This window comes from Paenibacillus sp. JGP012 (assembly GCF_014203995.1).
In the GTDB taxonomy this organism is placed as follows: domain Bacteria; phylum Bacillota; class Bacilli; order Paenibacillales; family Paenibacillaceae; genus Paenibacillus; species Paenibacillus silvae.
Genome location: NZ_JACHKG010000042.1, coordinates 1 through 20974 on the forward strand (window position 1 = coordinate 1; position 20974 = coordinate 20974).

Genomic DNA, 20974 nt, shown 5'->3' on the forward strand with positions numbered 1-20974 from the left:
GCATGGCGCGCTAGGTTATCTTTCCCCTGCTCGTTTTGCAATGAAATTTACGGACAAATCCGTAGCGTAGTGTCTACTTTCTTGACATAGGTCCATGGGGATCGTTAGCGTTTCCGGGACACTGGGTTGATGAGTTGACGTTCCTATAGCCTTCCGAGGCCCTCATGTAATTGATGCATAATCAAGAAAGGGAGTACCATCCGGCTTCATTTGGAGACTACTTGCTTACCAGTAACCTCCTGTATCCAAGCAGTCTACCTTCTCCAATGACTCATTATGTTGCATAATTATGACTTGTCATCTGCCCATGGTTGTGTAAATATGAAAATAACTTACAGTGAATATGAAGCTATGGTCAGCATCGTGGACTTCATCATGGTGACAAAACAATAGTATTCAGGATCAACGTTGTAATCGTAGTTACAATGTAGACGGACTCAAGGAACTACTGTAGTTATAGTTATAGTTATAGTTATAGTTATAGTCGCAGTCACAATCACAGTCACAATAACAGTCACAGTCACAATCACAATCAAAGTATAATCGTAGTTCATTAAATTATGGCACAGTCGCATTTAGATTGAGGGCAATTCACAGTTGCATTCTCAAACGAAATTGAAGCACAATTGCCACTGAAGTTGCACTCATACTCCAATCACAGCTACAATCTTATCCTGACTGAAGGCACAAATACAGTTAGAGGCACGGTAGAATCATAATCACACTAATATCTGCAGCCATCGCCCAGCACATCCCACCCATGCTATAAACGCACCCTTCGCCAAGCAAAGGAGCGCTTTGAGTGAATAAAATTAAAAACGCTTTCACAACACTGCCCATTCATCACAAAACGATGCTGCTCATCGGTTTTTTGATGCTGATCAGCCTTGCTTTTTACCTCTCTGTCATGCAGTACGTACTGAATATTTATGACCGCCAGATTTATGAAAAGTCGTCACAGGTGCTGAATATGTCATCCGTCGGCATCGAAAACAAGCTGCGTGAGTTATCCAATCTGTCCTTCAAGGTGATGTCGGATGAGCCGCTGCAGCAGTATTTGCTGCAACTGGAGAAGGCCGAAAGTGGATACGAGCGAAATGGTCTGCGCAAAAAGATAACAAACCGTCTCGTCGCCTACGCCGGTTCCGAGAAATACGTGTACTCCATGATTTTTATCGACAACGATAACAATGTGATGGCGGCTGGCAACCGGGAAGGTATTTCAGCTGCGAAGCAAAAGGAACTGATCTCGCTGGGCGAGCAGTATGCCGGCTCCAACGTTTGGCAGGCCAGTGGTGATCAGCAGGCGAGGCTGCTGTCCGTCAGGCAGGTGAAATCCTTCACTGGCGGAGCGTTTACACTGGAGAAGCTGGGCACGCTGATTATCCGTGTGCGGCTGGACCGCATCGTTCAGGATCAGATGCAGGAGCCAGCCGAGGATTCCCAGCTGCTGATCGTTGACGGCACGGAAGTGATCTATCCCACCGAATCCACAGTCAGCAAGGCCGAGATCGCATCGGAGCTGAAGCGGACGCAGCCTTACGGAATTGCCACGTTAGAGCAGGGGAAGTATTTTGTGGCAAGAGCACATTCATCCTACACGAGCTGGAATTATTTATATACCACGCCGTTTGATCAGATGTTTAAGCAGATTCAGTTTGTGAAACAGCTCGTGATCGTTATTTTTATTATGATCTTTTTGGCGGCCCTGGTGTTCGGAGCCAAATTTTCTCGCAGTATCACCCATCCGATTGCCCAATTAATCAAGAAGATGCGTAATATTGAAAAGGGGGACCTCGATAAACTGGAGGAGGCGGCCCTTGGCAACATTCCCGTCTCTCCGCAAAATGAAGTCGGACTGCTGCATCGCACCTTCAAGATGATGCTGCAGCGGATACGAGAGCTGATTGATGAGAATTATGCGAAGCAGCTCGTCATAAGAGAAACTGAATTGAAAGCGCTTCAGGCGCAAATTAATCCGCACTTTTTATACAATACCCTTGAGTCGATTAACTGGCTTGCCAAAGTGCAGAAGCAGCATCAAATCTCGGAGATGGTTGAGGCTCTTGGGTTCCTGCTTCGCAGCTCGGTCAATATGTCCGAGAAGTGGATTACGCTGGAGAGGGAGCTGGAGATTGTGCGCAGCTATGTGACCATTCAGCGTACCCGGTTTGAGGAGAGGCTTGATTTTGATATGCATATTGCCCCAGAGGTCGGGACGGCCCGAATACCCAAATTAACGCTGCAGCCGCTTGTGGAAAATGCCATTCATTATGCGCTTGAGCCCAGCATCGAGCCCTGCCAGATTCGAATTCGTGCCAGAGCTGAGGGGAATCACGTCTGCATTGAGGTCGAGGATAACGGGCCGGGCATGACCTCCGAATTCATGGAGCGCTTGCAGGAAGGGCAGATTCAGACCAGAGGACAGGGCATAGGACTTGCAAATATTCAGGAGCGTCTCAGGCTGACCTTTGGCGACAAAGGCATCATGAGCATACGCAGCACGCCCGGATCAGGAACTGTAGTATCGATCAGCATACCTTGGATCAGAGAGGACGATGACGATGTACAAAGTAATGCTCGTAGATGATGAACGTGTCATACTGGAGGGGATTTCCCAGGTGGTTGACTGGGCGGCCGCGGGCACGGAACTGGTGGATACAGCAAGAAACGGTGTGGAGGCTCTGGGGAAAATCGAAAGCGCCAAGCCGGATATCATCATTACGGATATTTCGATGCCGGGTCTGGATGGATTGGGACTGATCGAGAAGGCATCCGAGGCCTATCCGGCGGTACGTTTTATCATGCTGTCCGGCTACAAGGAATTTGAGTATGCTCGCAAGGCAATGCAGTATGGCGTCAAGCATTATCTGCTCAAGCCCTGCAACGAAAACCAGATTCATGACGCCTTGATCGAGCTCTTGCAGGAGCGTCAGGATGCACAGGTGAAAGAGCATGCGGCAGGAGAGATCAAGCAGCGTTTACAGCGGGTGCTGCCTCATGTGAAGGAGCAGTTTTTGCTGGAGTTTATGACCAACCGCACCTATGGTCCGATGGATCTGGAGTACTATCAGGAGCTGTTCAATCTGGAGCTACAGCAGAAAAGCGTACGGTTGCTGCTGCTTCGCATTGTGGAAGAGCATGATTACAGTCACCTGTTTGCGATCAAAAATATAGCGGCTGACCTGCTTCCGGGGGTGCTGTTAAGCACAACGATTGAAGGTAAACTCCTGATGGTGCTGGCAGATGCGGCAGATCTGCATGAGCTTCAGGAGCGCATTGAAGCGGTTCGGCAGGCGTTCATCCGTCTGTACAAAATAGAAGTTACCGCTGCGCTGAGTGAAGCGGATCATATGATCCAGTCCCGCCGGTTGTACCGCGAGGCGCTGCAGTATTTGAATCATCGTTTTTTCATCGGTGAGGGCAAGCTGATTACGAAAAATGACGTCGTGCTGGCAGGGGAGTGCAGCGGTGTACATGTGGAGCAGGATGCCGAGCAGCTGTGCCAGCTGATTAAATCCGGCAACACAGAGGAAGCCGCCGCCGAGGTGGAGCGTTTGTTCGAGCAGCTGAAAGAACAGAAGCTGGATACCGAGGTGACACGCGCTTATGTCGTGCAGTTATACTCGGCCATGATTCAGGTGTGCCCGCCCGAGGAGGCTACCGATTTTACGCAGCGAATGGCGGAGCTGACGCATATGGACACATTGCCTGCCTTGAAAACATTTGTAGCGGGCAGCGCTGCAAGGTTAACGGCAGGTTATTACAAAAATTATATCAGCCGCCAGTCATCAGCCGTGGAGAAAATGATGGATATTGTAGACCGTCACTATGGAGAAGCGGACCTGTCTCTGAGTGGTGTAGCCCATCAGATGTTATACATGAACCCGGACTACCTCGGCAAAATTTTCAAGAAGGTAACAGGTGAAAACTTCTCGAATTACGTCAATCGTCTGCGCATTGAACGGGCATGTGAACATATCCGCAGAGGCGGGGATGTGAAGGTGTTTGAGCTGGCAGAGCTGTTCGGGTTTGGCGGGAATTCTCAGTATTTCAGTCAGGTGTTCAAAAAATGGACTGGAATGACACCAACCGAATTTCGAAAATTCGGCATATAACAGAGAACTGGCAAGGATCATGCCTGTTTATGGAGGAGGACAACTGATGCTTGGAGCGTCAGAGATGTCCTCCTCTGTTTTTTGAACCAACAAGACGGTTTTGTGTATTCAACTTGAACCGGACTTTTGCGAAAATGACAATATCAAGTTTGTGAAAGCGTTATCAGAATATCATCAACAGGATGGAGATAACCCGATCACACAACCATATCAACATAAAAGGGGAGATTGGCATGGTGAAAAAGGCAATATTCCTGATGATGGCTGCGCTACTTGTTTTTACAGCAGCGTGCAGCTCAGGTGGAGGCAGTGAGCAAGGGGCAGGCAGCAAGGATGAATCGGTAAATCTGCGTATCGCCTGGTGGGGCTCCGATACACGGCATGAATACACACAGAAGGTCATCGACCTGTATAAAACGAAAAATCCAAACGTCAAAATTGACGTGGAATATGCTTCCTTTGACGATTATTGGAAAAAGCTTGCCCCGCAAGCCGCAGCGAACCAGCTGCCTGACATTATCCAGATGGATATTTCCTACATCAGCCAATATGCACAGAACGGTCAGCTTGAGGATCTCGCCCCTTATCTGGGCAATCAGATCAAGGTGGATGATGTGGCCGAGAATGTCATCAGTACAGGTGTAATCAACGGCAAACAGTACGGTGTTCCTGCCGGGGTTAACGTACTCGGTTTTCAATATGATCCGGCCCTGCTCAAGAAAGCTGGCGTTGATGCCATGCCGGAAAATCTGACATGGGAATCCTACGAAGCTCTTGGGAAACAGGTCGCAGAGAAGGGACTGTATCTGGATGGCGGCGTAGCGCCGGATATTTTCTTCCACTACTTCCTGCGTACCAAAGGCAAATCGCTCTACAACCCGGAAGGCACCGGGCTTGGTTATGATGACGATGCATTGTTTGTCCAATTTTTCGGTCTCATGCAACGTATGATCGAGCAGAAGGCTGCACCTTCACCGGATGTAGCGAACCAAACCAAAGGCATCATTGAAGAGTCGGATCTGGTGAAGGAAAAAGGGATCGGTGTATGGCAATGGTCCAACCAGTTCGTTGCCTTGCAGCAGGTAGCTAACCGTGCACTTGCCATCGCGCCAATGCCTGGTCCGGATATGGAAAAAGGACTTTATATGCAGCCAAGTATGTACTGGGGTGTAACGTCCAACTCCAAAGTGAAGGAAGAAGCAGCGAAGTTCATTGATTTCTGGGTGAACGATGAAGAAGCCAACAAACTGATCAAAGGGGAGCGCGGTGTGCCGATTTCCGGAAAAATCAAAGAGGCCATTGCCCCTGAGCTGAGTGATGCAACGAAACAGGTATTTGAATTTGTAGCTTCCATGGAGCCTAAGGCTTCACCAATGAGCCCTCCGCCGCCTGTAGGCTCACCAGAGGTGATCTCCGCACTGGCCGATGTGGTGGAAGAATTGAATTTTGGCAAAATTACACCTGAACAAGCCGCACAGACCTTCCGCAAAAATGCCGAGGCTGTACTGGCGAACAATAAATAACAGTTGAATGATCGCTTGCTCGTCCCGCTTGCAGGGATGGTCGGGACCGGGGCTGCTCGCTGATGGCGGGGGCCTTTGCCCGTCCCGTTTGTCTTCCCGGTTGTCCGTCCCTTTTGCAATACGAAGGCTCGCAGCAGGCTGATCGATGAAGGAGGTACGTTCCCCATGAGGCAGTATTCATCATTGCGCAGAAACTTGACCGGATATGCGTTTATCAGCCCGTTCATTATCGGATTTCTTGGATTTACACTTATTCCGATGTTTGTTTCCTTATACATGTCGTTTACGAGTTATAACCTGTTCACTTCTCCAAGGTGGATTGGACTAGACAATTATACCAAAATGTTTTTCGATGACCCGAAGTATTGGAATTCGGTCAAGGTTACATTTTTATATGTATTCATCGGGGTGCCGTTAAGGCTGATCTTTGCCCTGTTTGTAGCGATGATTCTGAATACGGGCTCTCGTATGGTCGGAACGTATCGTACCTTGTACTATCTGCCTTCTATTATTGGAGGTAGTGTTGCTGTATCCATCATGTGGCGTAACCTCTTCAGCAATGAAGGTGTGATTAACAGTGCAATGACCGCGATCGGTATTGGTCCAGTCAGCTGGTTTGGCGACCCGGATGCGGCTCTGGTTATGCTGATATCCCTGTCGGTATGGCAGTTCGGATCATCCATGCTGATTTTCCTGGCAGGACTCAAAAATATCTCTCCCGAGATGTATGAAGCTGCAGGGGTAGACGGTGCCAATCCGGTTCGCAAATTTTTCAGCATTACGCTGCCGCTGCTTAGTCCGATTGTGCTGTTCAATCTGATCATGCAGACGATCGGTGCATTTATGACCTTTGTCCCGGCATATATCATCTCCAAAGGTGAAGGCGGTCCGATGGACGGCACGATGCTGTACTCGCTGTATCTGTTCCGCCAGGCGTTTATGTTTAACAACATGGGTTATGCCTCGGCTATGGCCTGGGTGATGTTGATTATGATCGGTGTGCTCACCGCCGCTGTGTTCCTGACATCCAAGTTCTGGGTATTTTACGAATCTGAAGGAGGGAAATGATTATGGTGTGGAGAAATGTCAAATGGCCTATCTATCATCTGTTTGTTGCCGCACTTGCTCTCCTGATGCTCTACCCGGTGCTGTGGATGCTGTTCAGCTCATTCAAGGAAAGCCGGACGATCTTTGCCACGGCAGAAAGCCTGTTCCCAACCGAGTGGATCTGGTCCAACTATGTGGATGGCTGGAAAGGAACAGCTGGAAGGCCTTTCATGGATTACATCACCAATTCACTGGTGATCGTAGTGATCTCGACCATAGGAGCTGTGCTGTCATCGTCACTGATCGCGTTTGGTTTTGCGAGACTCCATTTCAAAGGACGCACCTTCTGGTTTTCACTGATGATGCTAACGCTAATGCTGCCGCATGATGTAGTGCTGGTTCCGCAGTATATTATCTTTACCAAGCTCGGGTGGCTGAACACGATTCTGCCGATTGTTGTACCTACATTTTTTGGGATGCCGTTTTTTATCTTCCTGATGGTGCAGTTCATTCGTACAATTCCTAAGGAGCTGGACGAGGCGGCAACGATTGACGGCTGTAACAAGTTCAGGCTGTATATCCAGATCATTATGCCACTGATCAAATCTTCGCTGGCAACAGCGGCGATCTTCTCCTTTTACTGGAGATGGGAGGACTTGCTCGGACCGGTGCTGTATCTGAACTCGCCTGACAAGTATACCGTTTCGATGGCGCTCAAAATGTTCCTGGACAGTGAATCGGCCTCCAACTGGGGTGCCATGTTTGCCATGTCGATCGTCAGCCTGATTCCGGTAGTTACCGTATTCTTTATTTTCCAGAAGCAAATTGTGCAGGGCATGAGTACGAGCGGTTTGAAGGGGTAGCGGGCAGAGGGGTTAAACAAATAGTATATGGAGGAATTTAACCAGTGGACTCAGCGGACTTGAATAAAGCAGAAAGTGCAGGTAGTGCAGAAAGTGCAGGTAGCGTAGGGAGTGCAGACATTGCAGAGAAGGTAGAGCATTTAGAGAAGTCAGAACAAGCAGAGCTAATAGAGCCATTAGGGCAGGCAGAACCATCAGAGCCATCGGGAGCAGGCCGAGAAGAACAAGTAGAACAAGCGGAGCCGAAGGTAAACTCCTGGAAGTTTAATTTTGGTCCATACGCAAACATGACATCAATCATGGACTCAGGAAGCGGGATGTCAGAGCAGAACGTGAAACGAGAGAGCAATGACGGGATTAAATTTGCAAGACATGCAGGAGAGCATAGAGGAGATTTTGCAGTTGAACATATAGTGGAGAAAGCAGCGGAACATACAGCAGAGAACGCAGTTGAACATGTTGGAGGCTACACGTCCGTTTCGTCCACAACGATATATGATGAGTGCAAAGGATATGGCTTTGAACCCGGCTCATTGGTATATGAGAAACAGCGATATAGAGAGCAGGAAGAGGATTCACTTTCGGATTTGGATTCAATTTCGGCAAAAGGACTTCAACTCCCGCAAGGGCAGACAGCAATGTCTGTCCGCTTGCGTTCCAGCTTCTGCATCCCGCTCAAGGCATCGTTTATTGTTGATGTACCGGATGGGACGTATCAGGTGCTGCTCATTGCTGGCGATCCGCTTGCGGATACGGTTACTCGTGTCAAAGCCGGAGAAGGTCGGATGATGCTGCCTGTCATACGTACGGTGGCGGGACAATATGCAGAGATGCGGTTTGCCGTTGTTGTACGTGGAGGGCGGCTTCGACTGAGCTTCTCTGGTCCAGCACCGCGGATTAATGCACTGGAGATTACTCTTGCGAATCAAACGATGACTGTATTTCTAGCCGGTGACTCCACGGTAACGGATCAGCCCGAGAGCGGTTACCCGTATTGCGGCTGGGGACAGCTGCTGCCTGCACAGTTCAAGCATGACGTAGCCGTGGATAATCATGCGGTGTCGGGCCGCAGTTCACGCAGCTTCATTCATGAAGGCCGATTGGATGCGATTATGCAGCGAATCAAGCCTGATGACTTTCTCTTTATTCAATTTGGACATAACGACGAGAAGCCGGACCCCGAACGGGGAACAGAGCCATTCACCACATACAAGCAATATTTGAAAAAATATATCGATGCCGCACGCGAAGCCAACGCTCGCCCGGTGCTGATCACCCCCGTGCATCGGCGTTACTTTGCGGATGACGGTACATTAACGGATACACACGGCGATTATATCATCGCCATGCGAGAGCTGGCGGAAGCCGAGCATGTACCGCTGATCGATCTGGCTGAGCGCAGCCGCAGATTGTTCGAACAGGCGGGTGAAGAAGGCAGCAAGGATGATTTTATGTGGGTGCTGCCTGGCGAGTATATCAACTTTCCGACGGGTGTGGAGGATAACACACATTTTCAGGAGCGAGGTGCACGCCGCTTGGCACAGCAGGTGGCTGAAGCAATCCGGGAGCTGCGTCTGCAGCCGTTACAGATGTATCTGCGGTAAAAGAGTGGGCACAAGGTGAAAGGATAGAGGTTGTGGCAAAGGCTGGGGTAAGGTTTAGAGCAGAGGCAGATGTAAAGACAGATGTAGATATAGAGGTAGATGGTGTTTTTGGAGAACTAGCTCGAGATGGTCGGAGGAACTTTAACGATCCCGCAATCCAACTGGCAGCAGGAATTCTAAGGAATTCTAAGGATTTCTACAAACCAATCTGGCGGCCGGAACTCTAACGATTCCCACAAACCTTATTTGCCCCAAATTTGCTGATGTAGAATTCTAACGAATCGTAGGAACCTTATTTCATCCAAAGCACCCGAAAATGCACTCAATATCAGCAAAATGAGCTAAATAGCGTCTCTGTGAATCGTTAGAAAAGTAACATGCTCCAAATCGCCCAAATAAGGCTTCTCCGAATCGTTAGCGCATATCGTCACACCAAAACGGCGCTCAGCAGAGGAAGAGCGAGGCAGCGAGGAGGGAGGAATCGGAAAAAGGGAGCGAAGCGTCCGCGTTTGGCCCGGGATTTCCCCCATAGAAGGGGAATAGAAGAAATCACGGACCAACAGCGGCCCGAAAGCCGATCCGCCCGTCGAGCGTCCGCCCGCGTTTCAGCAGGGGTTTAATAAAACGCGAGTCAAGCGAAGCCAACGAGCGAACAAAAATTACCCAGCGAAGCGAGGGGCCTTGTTTTTAAAGCACTAGAGGAAGAGTGAGGCAGCGAGGAGGGAGGAATCGGAAAAAGGGAGCGAAGCGTCCGCGTTTGGCCCGGGATTTCCCCCATAGAAGGGGAATAGAAGAAATCACGGACCAACAGCGGCCCGAAAGCCGATCCGCCCGTCGAGCGTCCGCCCGCATTCCAGCAGGGGTTTAAGCACATGGCGCATCGCGAAGCAGCGAAGCGTCCGCGTTTGGCCCGAAAGCCGATCCGCCCGCCGAGCGTCTGTCCGCGTTTCAGCAGGGGTTTATGCTACATGGAGCATCGTGAAATAAAGGAGGATACTTATGACAAACGATAGCCGTATTCCAAGCAGTCCAGCAGCGAACGGGCATACCTACTGGGTTATCCCGGATGGCTACATCCCGCCAGATAGCTGCGGCATGCTGGAGAGTCACGAAAGCATCTGTGTTTTGAACACCGGCGGCACAGATGCTGCATTGGAGATTACGATTTATTTTGAAGATCGTGAACCCTTGGAGAACATGCAAGCAGTTGTGCCTGCCAGAAGGACAAAACATATACGTACGGCATCACTTCGATCCGGGGAAGAAGTAATCCCGTCCGGGGTGCCTTATGCGATTACCGTAGCAAGTAATGTGCCGGTCATCATACAGTACAGCCGCTTGGATACAACGCAGCCAGAGCTGGCATTGATGAGTGTGATGGCGTACCCTTTGACTTAATACGCAGCAACCTACTACCCGAATGCTAACCTCTTTATTATCAGCAACGGTAGTGACCCAACGCCCAAAAGACCTGTATTCCTCATCAGATCAGATGCAGCTTACAGGTCTTTCACGTTCAAAGGTTTTATTCACCATATTTATACGTGCTGGAGTTCAAAATGTCCACCCGGACTTCAACCTTGCCAAGTTGAAAGTGTTCAAGCGGATCATTATGCCGGGGAGCCACTTCTTTCCACCAGTCCATATTGTGGCGGTATAGATGTTCCACAAGGCCATAGGAATCAATATGGCGTGATTTATTTTTGGTGAACGTATCACGAATTTGGGCTTCAATCTGCTTCTCAGCCTCCTGTTCCATCGTACGAGGAGACCGGGTGGCACCATGGTCCTCAACGATGGCTGCTTTAACCGAGGTATGAAGATCAAACGTAATGCCTTCCTTGGTTTTTCTGGCAGTTATTCGTGTCTTGGGATGATGGAGCGTTAACGAAAGGTCAGGGGTCTGACGGTTCTTGCCATACACATACAGTGGATATTGATACACATGATCGTAGTTCACATAACGTGTGCCATCCGCTTCGGCTCCAGTGATCTTTCCCTGACTTTTGCCATTGCTCACAACGTATAGTCCATCCATTCGAATCAGCGGAGGGGTCTTCTCGCCATTATGCCACGTCTGATTTTTGCTCGATACCGAAGGCAGCAGCACTACGGATTCAGGTTCTCTCAAACTATCCAACATCTGATGCAGTCGAATGGGCTCATAACCGGAGTACTGCCTGTAGAGTCTCATCGGTTCGAACAGCTCAATAGTTTGTGCAGACTGGTTCAAGATGGTGGAGGGAGCAAGCAATGTGGACATATCCTGTTCCGTCCCATAGATCCATGGTGTATATCTCAGTTGACCGGAATGCAGTAGCGTATTAAAAATATCTTCCAGTCGCACCTTCAACGCATTTTCGGACAGCACTATCGCTTTGACATGAGTCCACAGTGTCTGCTGCTGCGACGTCTCATACAGATCGTTAATGGCCATATTCAAGGTTGTGCCAGTCCCCCTGCCAATCCAGATTTGACCCCCTTCTCTTGGTGTGGGCCCTTCCTGTTTGGCAATGCTGGAAAAATCAATTAATTGGGCGTACGTTATATATTGATTATCCGCGTAATCTATGCCAATAGCAGTAATAAAGTTAATGCTCTGAACTTCTTTGGAATCCCAGCATCCCGTCAGAAGTATGACACAACCCGCAAGCATACTACTTACGTAAGCCCATTTCATCAAGGTTTCTCCTTATGACGGGTAGAGTCCTGCGTACGTAATACGGCTGGGCGTTTGGTGCGGGTCATGGAAGGCGGCATCGACACAGCCTTTGTGAAGTCTCCCGGGATGTATGGTGACACTGGGGACAGATAGGATACACCGTAACATTCCAGAGATACGAGATGAACCAGCAACGCAAACAGAGCAACCATAAATCCAAATAATCCCAGAAGAGAGGAGGCAACTAACATGCCGATGCGTACTTGAGATGTGGCTCCCCCAAGAACTGTATTCACCAGAATATAGCTGGAGATTACGGAGATCGCTACGGTGACAATAATGGTGGGAGATGTAATTCCGGCACGAATAGCCGCATCCCCGATAATCAAGCCGCCAACCACACTGACGGTTTGTCCCAACGCACGCGGCAGCCTTCGTCCCGCCTCATTGAACAATTCAAACATAAAAATCATCAGAAACGCTTCCAGCGTAACTGGCATGGGCAATCCCATTCGCGTTCCTGCAATAGTTGCGAGCAGTGGCAGTGGAATCTGTTCCAGATTAAAGCTGGTCAAGCCGATGTAGAAGGCCGGAAAAAAACAGGCAATGAGCAGCCCGGCAATCCGTAATATACGCTCAAAAGTCACGATGAAAAAAGGAGTGCTCTCGTCCTCCGGCGACTTCAATTGATTAAACAATGTGGTCGGTGCAATGACAGCTACAGGTGAGCCCTCTGTGAGTACGGCGAAACGTCCGTTAAGCAAGGAATCCGCCACATAATCGGGCCGTTCGGAGTTATCTGTGAGCGGGAAAATACTCCGTACACCCCCCATGACTGCTCGTTCCATGATGGAGGTACCCATGAGGCCGTCCACGTTAATCTGATCCAGGTTGCTGCGAGCTGTATTCAGAATTTCAGGGTTGATCACATCTTTGATGTATAACAGGCCAATGGTTGTCTGTGTCCGTGCCCCTTTAACCATTTTCTCATAACACATGGATGAAGTTTTCAAACGTTTGCGCACCAAAGCGATGTTCGTGGACAACTCTTCAGTAAAACCGTCACGCGGCCCCTTCACAGATGTCTCGATAGCGGATTCTTCCGGTGAGCGTCCAGGGATATCGGCAATATCCAGGCTGCAGGCTTGTACACCATTATCGAAAATAAGCAGCAGTTGCCCGCTAAACAAAAGCATATTTATGTTTTGCAGATCGGAAAGGTTATCTATGGGCTTCAGGGTTAGGCCGAGTTCACGGGGGAGAGCTTCTTCCATAATTAATGTATGCTGTTCCAGCCGGGGGATGATGAATTGATTGATCTGCTTGCTGTCCACCAGAACGTCACAGTAGAGCAGAATGACGGAACGAACGGTCTCATCCTTGGCAGGAAACGTCTGGATAACCACATCTGCACAAGCTTCAAAGTTTTTTCTCAAGGATGCAAGCAGGGTTTCATAGGAAGTGGTGTCAATCGGTTGTTTCTCCATGGTGATGTTTCCTCCTCTGACGCCGTGAATGAATGAAGGCAACCAGGGTTGCCAGAACGGCAAATCCGCTCAGATACACGAGATTGAATGGAAAGATGTAATGGACCAGAATCTTTGTGAAGGTCATATCATCCAGAGGATACAGCATGGATAGAACAAAGAATACAGATAGTGAGGCACAGGTAATCATCCTTCTGGAGGCATGTTTAATATTCCAAATTTCTACCACAATATACATGGCCAGACTGATTCGGGTAAATGCACCTGCCAGCCACTGATAGATCGAGAAGAAATCGGTCTGTGCAATATATTTGCCCAAGGAAGCGATGCGCCATTCTTCAAAAGCAGGATATCTCATATTGGAGGCTTCATAAGGATTGAATTCTACAATAGCTCCAATCAGGGGGCCTGCCGTTAAACCAATCATGATAAATACAAGCATCAGATACTGCCATAGCTTTATACGTTTGGCGAGATGAGGCTGAATGTACCATAGGAAAAGTAGTTCAAACATGCCAGCAAGGCTGTACACCATCCCATGAAATACAGGTGACCATCCATGCTCCAGCACAGGCAGCATCCGGCTGTAATCCTTGTACTGGGAATTAACAATGGCAACGTAGAAACCCAGCAGCACAACGAGTGGCAGAATCAGTCCAGCCGTGAAGGCAAGTGAACGCATGCCTTTATAGGCGGCATATCCACATAACACCATAAGTGCGATCGTTGTTGCGATGACAGGCGTTTCGGTGAGATAGTTGGTTTTGGCCCAGGTGGTTGTGTCACGTAATGTGAAGTAGATTGCGCATAGAAAAAAGAGACTGTTTCCCACCCGCAGAATCAAGCCTACAGGCTTTCCAAGACGGGAAGACAGCCAATCATGCAACGTTTGATGCTGTAGAAATCTGGAGACGTATGCGAGCATGATTGCAAAGATGATTAACGGCCCGATAGAAAGCAGCACGGAAATCCACGAATCCCTTTTTGCTGCATTCAGAAGGGCGGGGATAATTAATACATGGTTAATGAGACCAACCGATAACATGATTAACATCATGGCTTGCAGAAATGAAGGCTGTGAACGTTTCATGCCGAGGACTCCCTTTCCGAATAAAAGTAAAAGTTTCCTCAGCAGTGTTAACGTGTTTGCGCAGCTTCATACAGGAAAGAGAGTTGCACAGTATCCTTCTAGCTTATACTATGCTGTATTCCTCGGAATCTATAGGTTTTTTTACATTTCATCATGCTTTGGAATGACTGACCAGCCGTTGTTTATGATTGCTTAAATTAGTACCAAGCACTCCGGCAATAATCAGAATTGCCCCGATGTAGTGATAACCCTGCACAGGCTCGTGCAGAATCAGTGCGCCGCCGGCAATGGATATAAGTGTGGACAGATTGCTGAATACACTGACACGCGAAGCCTCCAGATGTGTGAGCGCATAGCTGGACAACAGGGTGGATACCATGGTGGACAGGATCGCCAGATAAGCGAGAGCACCCAGATAGGACATATCTCCAAGCGGCTGGATGTAGTCTGCCATGGACCCGATGTAAGCATGGCGTATCAGCGCAGCCGCATTAAATACAATGCAGCCTACCATCAAGGTAACCCAGGTCAGTTCCAGCGGTTTATATTTTCGAGTGAGCGGTCTGGCCAGAACCCCGTATCCAGCAAAACTGATGGCCGAGAACAGGAGCAGCACAATACCCTGCATATTGCTCATCGACATCCCGCCGCCTTTCATCGCAAAGATAAAGATGACACCAGCGACAGAGAGCAGCAGAGACAACTTCTGTACAATGGATGTGCGTTCTCTAAGGAAGACTGATGCCAGGACGAGTGTGAACACAGGAACCATTGCCTGAATAATGCCTGCTTCTGATGAATTGGAGGTAACCAGTCCAAAAGCTTGAAAGGCAAAGAACAGTACAGGCGAAAGCAGTCCGAGCGGGATGATTCTCCACAGATCAGCCATTCGCAGATTGATCTTGATCCAGCCGAATATCACAGGAATGCTGACCACGATAAGAGACAGAGCAAAGCGATGGGCAAGCACATCAATGGGATGTGCGATGGTGACGGTCATTTTTACAAATAAAAAGGATAACCCGATTATCGCAGCATAAGCGACAGATGCCATGTAAGCGTAGGTTCGGTTGCGTGCAGTATTCATTTTTTTCCTCCAGTGATGCAATATAGTCTTGGAACGTGTGGGCTTCCATTATGCTAATACCTGTCAAGTGGTGGAACATATGAGCCTTTTTTAATATACTTCTGCGAGCCGCATGCTACAATAGAGAAAATGATCGATTGTACCGGTACAATTCTGGGGAAGGAGTCGTTACGTTGAAAAAATATGAGAAGATCGCTCACGCTTTGCAACAATGGATACAAGAGCAGATGATACGACAGGACCGTCGTAACTGGGACGAAAAAGGGATCAGGCTGCCCGCAGTCCGGACCGTCGCGAAGCAGTATCAATGCAGCATCAGCACAGTTATTCGTGCCTACGAATGGCTGGAGCACAGACATCTGGTGTACGCCATTCCCCAATCCGGCTATTACGCAGTGCAGAATGGTATGGGAGCACAGGATATGGACTGGCAGGAACCACTGGATTTTGCTTCGGCGGCTCCCGATCCGAGGTTGTTTCCATATGCAGATTTTCGGCATTGTATGGATCTGGCGATGCGACAGAAGCAGGACGAGCTGTTTTTATACGGCACCCGGCAAGGGTTGCCTTCGTTGATTGCACTTTTACAGAAGCAGTTTGCCGATTATCAGGTGTTTGCGGGAGTGGAGCAGTTTTTCATCACATCGGGTGTGCAGCAGGCCCTTGCGGCTCTGGCTTTGATGACTTTTCCGGGTGGTAAAACCAAAGTGATGGTGGAATTGCCAACGTACCACAATATGCCGACGCTGCTGGAGAGTCTGAAGGTGCCCATTGCAGGTGTGCGAAGAACCTTGAAGGAAGGGCTGGACTGGGATTCACTGGAACGCCAGTTTGCGGAAGGGGATATCAAGTTTTTTTATGTGATGCCACGGTTTCAGAACCCGATTGGGACATCCATGACGGCAGTGGAGAAAAAAAGACTTCTTCGGCTTGCCCAGCGATATGACGTTTATCTGGTGGAGGACGATTATTTGGCAGATTTGGAGGACAGGACGAGACAAGATCCGTTGTGGTCCTTTGATACGAATGAGCGGGTCATTTATCTGAAAAGTTATTCCAAAATTCTGTTTCCCGGACTTCGTATAGGGGTTACCGTGCTGCCGTCTGCCTTGGTATCCGGCTTTGGCTTGTACAAAAGAATGCTCGATATCGACACCTCCGTTCTGTCTCAAGCTGCACTCGAGGTGTATATTCACAGCGGTATGTTTGCCCATCATCGTAAAACAATCCGCAGTCGCTATGCTTCGCGCATGCAGGTTGTACACGAGCAATTGGCGGCTCATCCAGACTTTGCCCCGTTCCGGGATGCACCGCGTACAGGTGGTGAGCATACCGTTCTTCCCCTGCCATCGGGAATGACGGTGAATACGTTGATTTCCCGGCTGGAGAGCAGGGGAATTCTGGCAGATACAACGGAACGATATTACCCTAGGGGCATGGAAGAACGTGGGCGAGTGCCGGGAATTGAAGCGATGCTGCGCCTGAATATCTCTAACGTGCCAAAACAGAGGATAGAAGAGGGGATGCAGAAAATTCGGGAGGAAATTTCGAGACTGCAGCTCAAATCCCTTCGCGAAGGAATGGAGTGAACAGGGGAAGCTAGGGTGTATGGAGGAAAGGCCGAACAAGTTACCGGGATTAAACAGTACAGGACCAACAAGGGGAGAAGTAACGGAAGAACGAGGTAAGAGTGCAGACGGACAGAATGCTGCCGGAGCAGTACGTAAGCGGACTCATAAAAAGAAGAACTCAAGTACAAAAGTAATTTTATTGTGGAACAACGCGAATAAACAGAAGGTCATGTGTAGGTAAGTAGGTGAGGAAGAAGCAGAAGCTCATGGGGGAAGTAACAAGTAAAAAGAAGTAGAGCGCATAAGGTAGTTAAGTCAGTGAGGAAGAGGACTGATGTGCAAGTGCAGGTAAGTCGGTGAGTAAGAAAGTTGATGTGCAAGATTAAGTAAATATAATTAGAAGGTAAATAGAAATGTAAGTGTAAGTGACTAGCAAGAAAGCAGGAGCACAGGGTGGAAGGTAACAAAGTGAGAAAGAGAGCAGAAGCTCAGTGATAAGTCAGCAAGAAAGAGAGTAGAAGGGAAAGTGTAAGTGAGTAGAGGGAAGTATCTCTAGAGGGGGATAGGATAAGGATGGGTACAGCACAAGTGAAAAAAGACCAGCCATTCGGATCCTGGCTGGTCTGCTTACTGAAGTAAGGTAAGTAATTCGCGGGAAGTGATGTAAGCAAGGCAAAGTAAAGCAAATCAAATTAATCAAGGCGATATAAATTGTGGTGCACGAGGTAACTGAGTGAACTCAATGTAATTTGTGAGTTGGAACCCTACCTTAGAGCGTGTAATACGACGAGACAGAGCGGTAACCGCGTTTTCCCCAGCATCCAGAATTCTAACGATTCAAGGAATCCTTATTTCCCGCTTTTTGAGTCATTCTGAAATCTAACGAATCCAGGAGACGTTATTTGGCGAAATGAAGTCAAGTTTGAGTCCCTGAAGCCTGTTATGCACGAAATAGCGTTTCTGGGAATCGTTAAAATTTCAATTCACCGAAAATAGTACAAATAAGGCCTCTCCAGATCGTTAGCGCTGAAGCAGGCCGAAACTACTCAAGTGAGGAGTGTATGTTTCGTCCCTAACTCGCATCCCCGCAACGTCTCCTTTTAACACTTGTTGCCTCGCGCACGCCAAAAGTCATTCTTTATATGCTTCCCAATCAAAATTTTCGCGCAGGGGTATGTTCCCTTTCCTGCCAGCGTGGCCTTCCACTTTATCCCCGATGTTACTCCTGTGCCATTGCCTTGAAGGAAGCTTCTGCGGCTTCCAGTGTAGCAGCAATATCTTCATTCGTATGAGCCGTGGTCAGGAAACAGGCTTCATACTTCGATGGTGCGAGGTTGATGCCGCGGTTCAGCATGTGGCGGAAGAAGGACGCGAAGCGTTCGCCATCCGTGTCTTGAGCGTGATCATAGTTCGTCACGGGATGATTGCAGAAATGCGTGGAGAACGCACCGCGAATGCGGTTGATCGTCAGATCGATGCCATGGCGGTCGGCCGAAGCCTGAAGGCCAGCTGTCAGATCAATGGCGAGACGTTCCATCTCTTCGTATACACCAGCGCCTTGCAGCACTTCAAGGCAGGCAATACCTGCCGAGATGGACGCCGGGTTACCAGCCATCGTTCCGGCTTGATATGCCGGGCCGAGCGGGGCAACCTGCTCCATCACATGTTTACGGCCGCCATACGCGCCGATCGGCAAGCCGCCGCCAATGATTTTGCCAAGTGCCGTAAGGTCGGGTTCAATCTCCGCATGATTCGCCAGCCCTGCATACGTCTGCGTGGAACCGTAATGGAAGCGGAACGCGGTAATGACCTCGTCATAGATGACGAGAGAGCCGTTCGCACGTGTCATTGCACAGAGACCTTCAAGGAAGCCGGGCTCCGGCATAACCATGCCAAAGTTGCCCACAATCGGCTCTACCATAACGGCAGCCACATCGTCACCCCAGCGTTCGAGCGCTTCCTTCAAACCTTCGAGATCGTTATACGGAACGGTAATGACCTCATGGGCGATGCTGGTCGGGATACCGGCGCTGTCGGGAATGCCAAGCGTAGAAGGACCGGAACCGGCAGCTACGAGAACAAGGTCAGAGTGACCGTGATAACATCCGGCAAATTTTACAATTTTATTACGCTTCGTATATGCGCGCGCTACTCGAATCGTTGTCATAACCGCTTCTGTACCCGAGTTAACAAAACGAACCTTGTCCATAGAGGGAATGGCTTCTTTGAGCATTTTAGCAAGTTTGATTTCAAGCTCGGTTGGTGTACCGTACAGCACACCATTCGCAGCAGCCTCGGCAATGGCTTTGGTGATATGAGGGTGAGCATGTCCAGTCACAATCGGGCCATACGCGGCGAGATAATCAATGTATTTGTTGTCGTCAACATCCCAGAAGTGAGCACCTTGTGCTTTTTTCATAAAAACGGGTGCACCGCCGCCCACCGCCTTGAAGGAGCGGGAAGGGCTGTTTACTCCGCCTACAATATGCTGCAGGGCTTCTGTATATAACAACTCAGAGTTCGTACGTGGATTCATAAAAGTTAACTTCCTTTCCTTTTGTAGTTCCAAAGTTTATATGATCATCACATTGGAAGGATATGATTATTTTCGCATACTTTTGCGTTCAGGCATAGCGAAAGGGCAGCATCTAGGCTGCCCTTTGAAGAATGAATCGGTTCATGGCTGTGTTATAAACGATATCGTTACAGATGATAACTACCTGTTCATTATTACGTCTAGTGCTGCCTTCATAAATGTTTGCAGCATGACTTACTGGAATAGTTGAAACAATAATTACAATTACCAAGTTGGCTTGGACATGCACTCTTCCTCAAAAAATGATGTTTCACATGAAGTGTCTACTGTGCCGGCTGCTGTGAATTTTTTTCATCTCCGCTGGCCGTTTTGTCTTCCTTGCTTTGCGGCTCTTCTGTCTTGGCTGGCGGATGAATGATATCCTGCACATGCTGCTTCAGTTTTTCTTCATTGGATACGGTCAAGACTTGAGCACCGCCAGGTGTACGCTCTTCTTTTAACAGATTCATTGGCGGAACCTGTTCACTGCCATTCATGCTGCTTTGGTACCCGAGTCCACCCAGCTTCCACATGTCGGAAAGCGTAAGGTTGGTGTCTACATACGGGCTTACTTGTTCAAGAATGGAAGGCAGCTTGGCGATCGTTGTGGTAGACTGCATCTTCGCCGTTACTGCTTTCAGCAGCTCACGCTGACGTTCGGAACGAGCGAAGTCAGACATCGCATCATGACGGAAACGAACGTACATCAAGGCTGTTTTGCCGTCGAGATGCTGGTACCCTTTTTTCAGATCAATATCATACTCGTTGTTGTCTGCTTTGCTTGTATAATGCATGTCCTTCTCGACATCAAAGTCTACACCGCCAACCGCATCGACCAATTTGATGAATCCTTGGAAATCGGTATACACATAATATTGGACAGGGATGCCGAGCAGGTCACTCGCCGCCTCCATGGCGACATTCGGGCCATGCGTAATCGCGGTGTTAATCCGGTCTTTACCGTATCCGTCGATATTCACGTAAGTGTCACGCAGAATGGAGAAAAGATTGATTTTTTTGGTCAACGGGTCAAGCGAAACCACCATCATGCTGTCGGAACGAGGCACTTCACCCTTTTTCAGACCGCGTGCATCGACACCCATCACCAATATATTAACAGTTTCGGTGCCTTCCCATTTTGGCGGATCAGGTGTGTTCACTTTCTCCACATTTTCAATATTGGCAAATGGCGAGTCCTCGCCTTTTTTCTGCAAACCATCCAACTGATTAAGAATAGAACCGAAATAGTAGGATACGACCCCACCGACAATTAATACGAAGGCGGCGAGAGAGATCCATATGGTCCTCTTCGTCTTTCTGGTCATGCTAGCGCTCCTTTGTATTTGA

The 20974-nt window shown here is 48.9% G+C and carries 14 protein-coding genes; 8 read left to right on the top strand and 6 right to left on the bottom strand.

Annotation, left to right across the window (positions count from 1 at the left end; genetic code table 11):
- Window positions 1-802 precede the first annotated feature (802 nt).
- The 7 genes from HNR77_RS27515 (at window position 803) to HNR77_RS27545 (ending at window position 10553) form a co-directional block, all read left to right on the top strand.
- The gene (locus HNR77_RS27515) at window positions 803-2590 is read left to right on the top strand and encodes a cache domain-containing sensor histidine kinase (protein ID WP_311768686.1); all 1788 of its coding nucleotides are present in this window, start codon (window positions 803-805) and stop codon (window positions 2588-2590) included.
- Window positions 2565-4118, top strand: a complete 1554-nt coding sequence (locus HNR77_RS27520) for a response regulator transcription factor (protein WP_184190971.1) — start codon at window positions 2565-2567, stop codon at window positions 4116-4118. The genes HNR77_RS27515 and HNR77_RS27520 overlap by 26 nt, the downstream gene beginning before the upstream one ends.
- Window positions 4119-4351: 233 nt before the next feature.
- Window positions 4352-5641 (top strand): ABC transporter substrate-binding protein, encoded by a 1290-nt coding sequence (locus HNR77_RS27525; protein WP_184190973.1) that lies wholly within the window; start codon window positions 4352-4354, stop codon window positions 5639-5641.
- Window positions 5642-5806: 165 nt separating this feature from the next.
- Complete coding sequence (locus HNR77_RS27530; protein WP_145406310.1) at window positions 5807-6709, top strand: carbohydrate ABC transporter permease; 903 nt, start codon at window positions 5807-5809, stop codon at window positions 6707-6709.
- Window positions 6710-6711: 2 nt separating this feature from the next.
- Window positions 6712-7551: a carbohydrate ABC transporter permease gene (locus HNR77_RS27535; protein ID WP_184190975.1), complete on the top strand. Its 840-nt coding sequence runs from the start codon at window positions 6712-6714 to the stop codon at window positions 7549-7551.
- A 413-nt stretch (window positions 7552-7964) separates the two neighbouring features.
- Window positions 7965-9155, top strand: a complete 1191-nt coding sequence (locus HNR77_RS27540) for a rhamnogalacturonan acetylesterase (protein ID WP_397367687.1) — start codon at window positions 7965-7967, stop codon at window positions 9153-9155.
- Window positions 9156-10154: 999 nt separating this feature from the next.
- Window positions 10155-10553, top strand: coding sequence for a sensory rhodopsin transducer (locus tag HNR77_RS27545; protein ID WP_184190977.1), 399 nt, complete (start codon window positions 10155-10157; stop codon window positions 10551-10553).
- A gap of 127 nt (window positions 10554-10680) precedes the next feature.
- Here HNR77_RS27545 and HNR77_RS27550 read toward each other — a convergent pair whose 3' ends face one another.
- The 4 genes from HNR77_RS27550 to HNR77_RS27565 all read right to left on the bottom strand — a co-directional run bounded on the left by HNR77_RS27550 (window position 10681) and on the right by HNR77_RS27565 (window position 15481).
- On the bottom strand, window positions 10681-11835 hold the full coding sequence (locus HNR77_RS27550; RefSeq protein ID WP_184190979.1) for a Ger(x)C family spore germination protein: 1155 nt from the start codon (window positions 11833-11835) through the stop codon (window positions 10681-10683).
- Window positions 11835-13304 (bottom strand): spore germination protein, encoded by a 1470-nt coding sequence (locus HNR77_RS27555; RefSeq protein ID WP_184190981.1) that lies wholly within the window; start codon window positions 13302-13304, stop codon window positions 11835-11837. The genes HNR77_RS27550 and HNR77_RS27555 overlap by 1 nt, the downstream gene beginning before the upstream one ends.
- Window positions 13285-14394, bottom strand: a complete 1110-nt coding sequence (locus HNR77_RS27560; RefSeq protein WP_184190983.1) for a GerAB/ArcD/ProY family transporter — start codon at window positions 14392-14394, stop codon at window positions 13285-13287. The genes HNR77_RS27555 and HNR77_RS27560 overlap by 20 nt, the downstream gene beginning before the upstream one ends.
- 151 nt (window positions 14395-14545) lie before the next feature.
- Window positions 14546-15481, bottom strand: a complete 936-nt coding sequence (locus tag HNR77_RS27565; RefSeq protein WP_184190985.1) for a DMT family transporter — start codon at window positions 15479-15481, stop codon at window positions 14546-14548.
- 173 nt (window positions 15482-15654) lie between these two features.
- On the opposite strand from HNR77_RS27565, the gene HNR77_RS27570 reads away from it, so the two are divergent.
- On the top strand, window positions 15655-17070 hold the full coding sequence (locus HNR77_RS27570; RefSeq protein ID WP_260410953.1) for an aminotransferase-like domain-containing protein: 1416 nt from the start codon (window positions 15655-15657) through the stop codon (window positions 17068-17070).
- A gap of 1201 nt (window positions 17071-18271) precedes the next feature.
- Here HNR77_RS27570 and HNR77_RS27575 read toward each other — a convergent pair.
- Together HNR77_RS27575 and HNR77_RS27580 are read right to left on the bottom strand one after the other, a co-directional pair.
- On the bottom strand, window positions 18272-19588 hold the full coding sequence (locus HNR77_RS27575) for a glutamate-1-semialdehyde 2,1-aminomutase (protein WP_184190987.1): 1317 nt from the start codon (window positions 19586-19588) through the stop codon (window positions 18272-18274).
- 323 nt (window positions 19589-19911) lie between these two features.
- The gene (locus HNR77_RS27580) at window positions 19912-20952 is read right to left on the bottom strand and encodes an LCP family protein (protein ID WP_184190989.1); all 1041 of its coding nucleotides are present in this window, start codon (window positions 20950-20952) and stop codon (window positions 19912-19914) included.
- Between the last annotated feature and the right edge of the window lie 22 nt (window positions 20953-20974).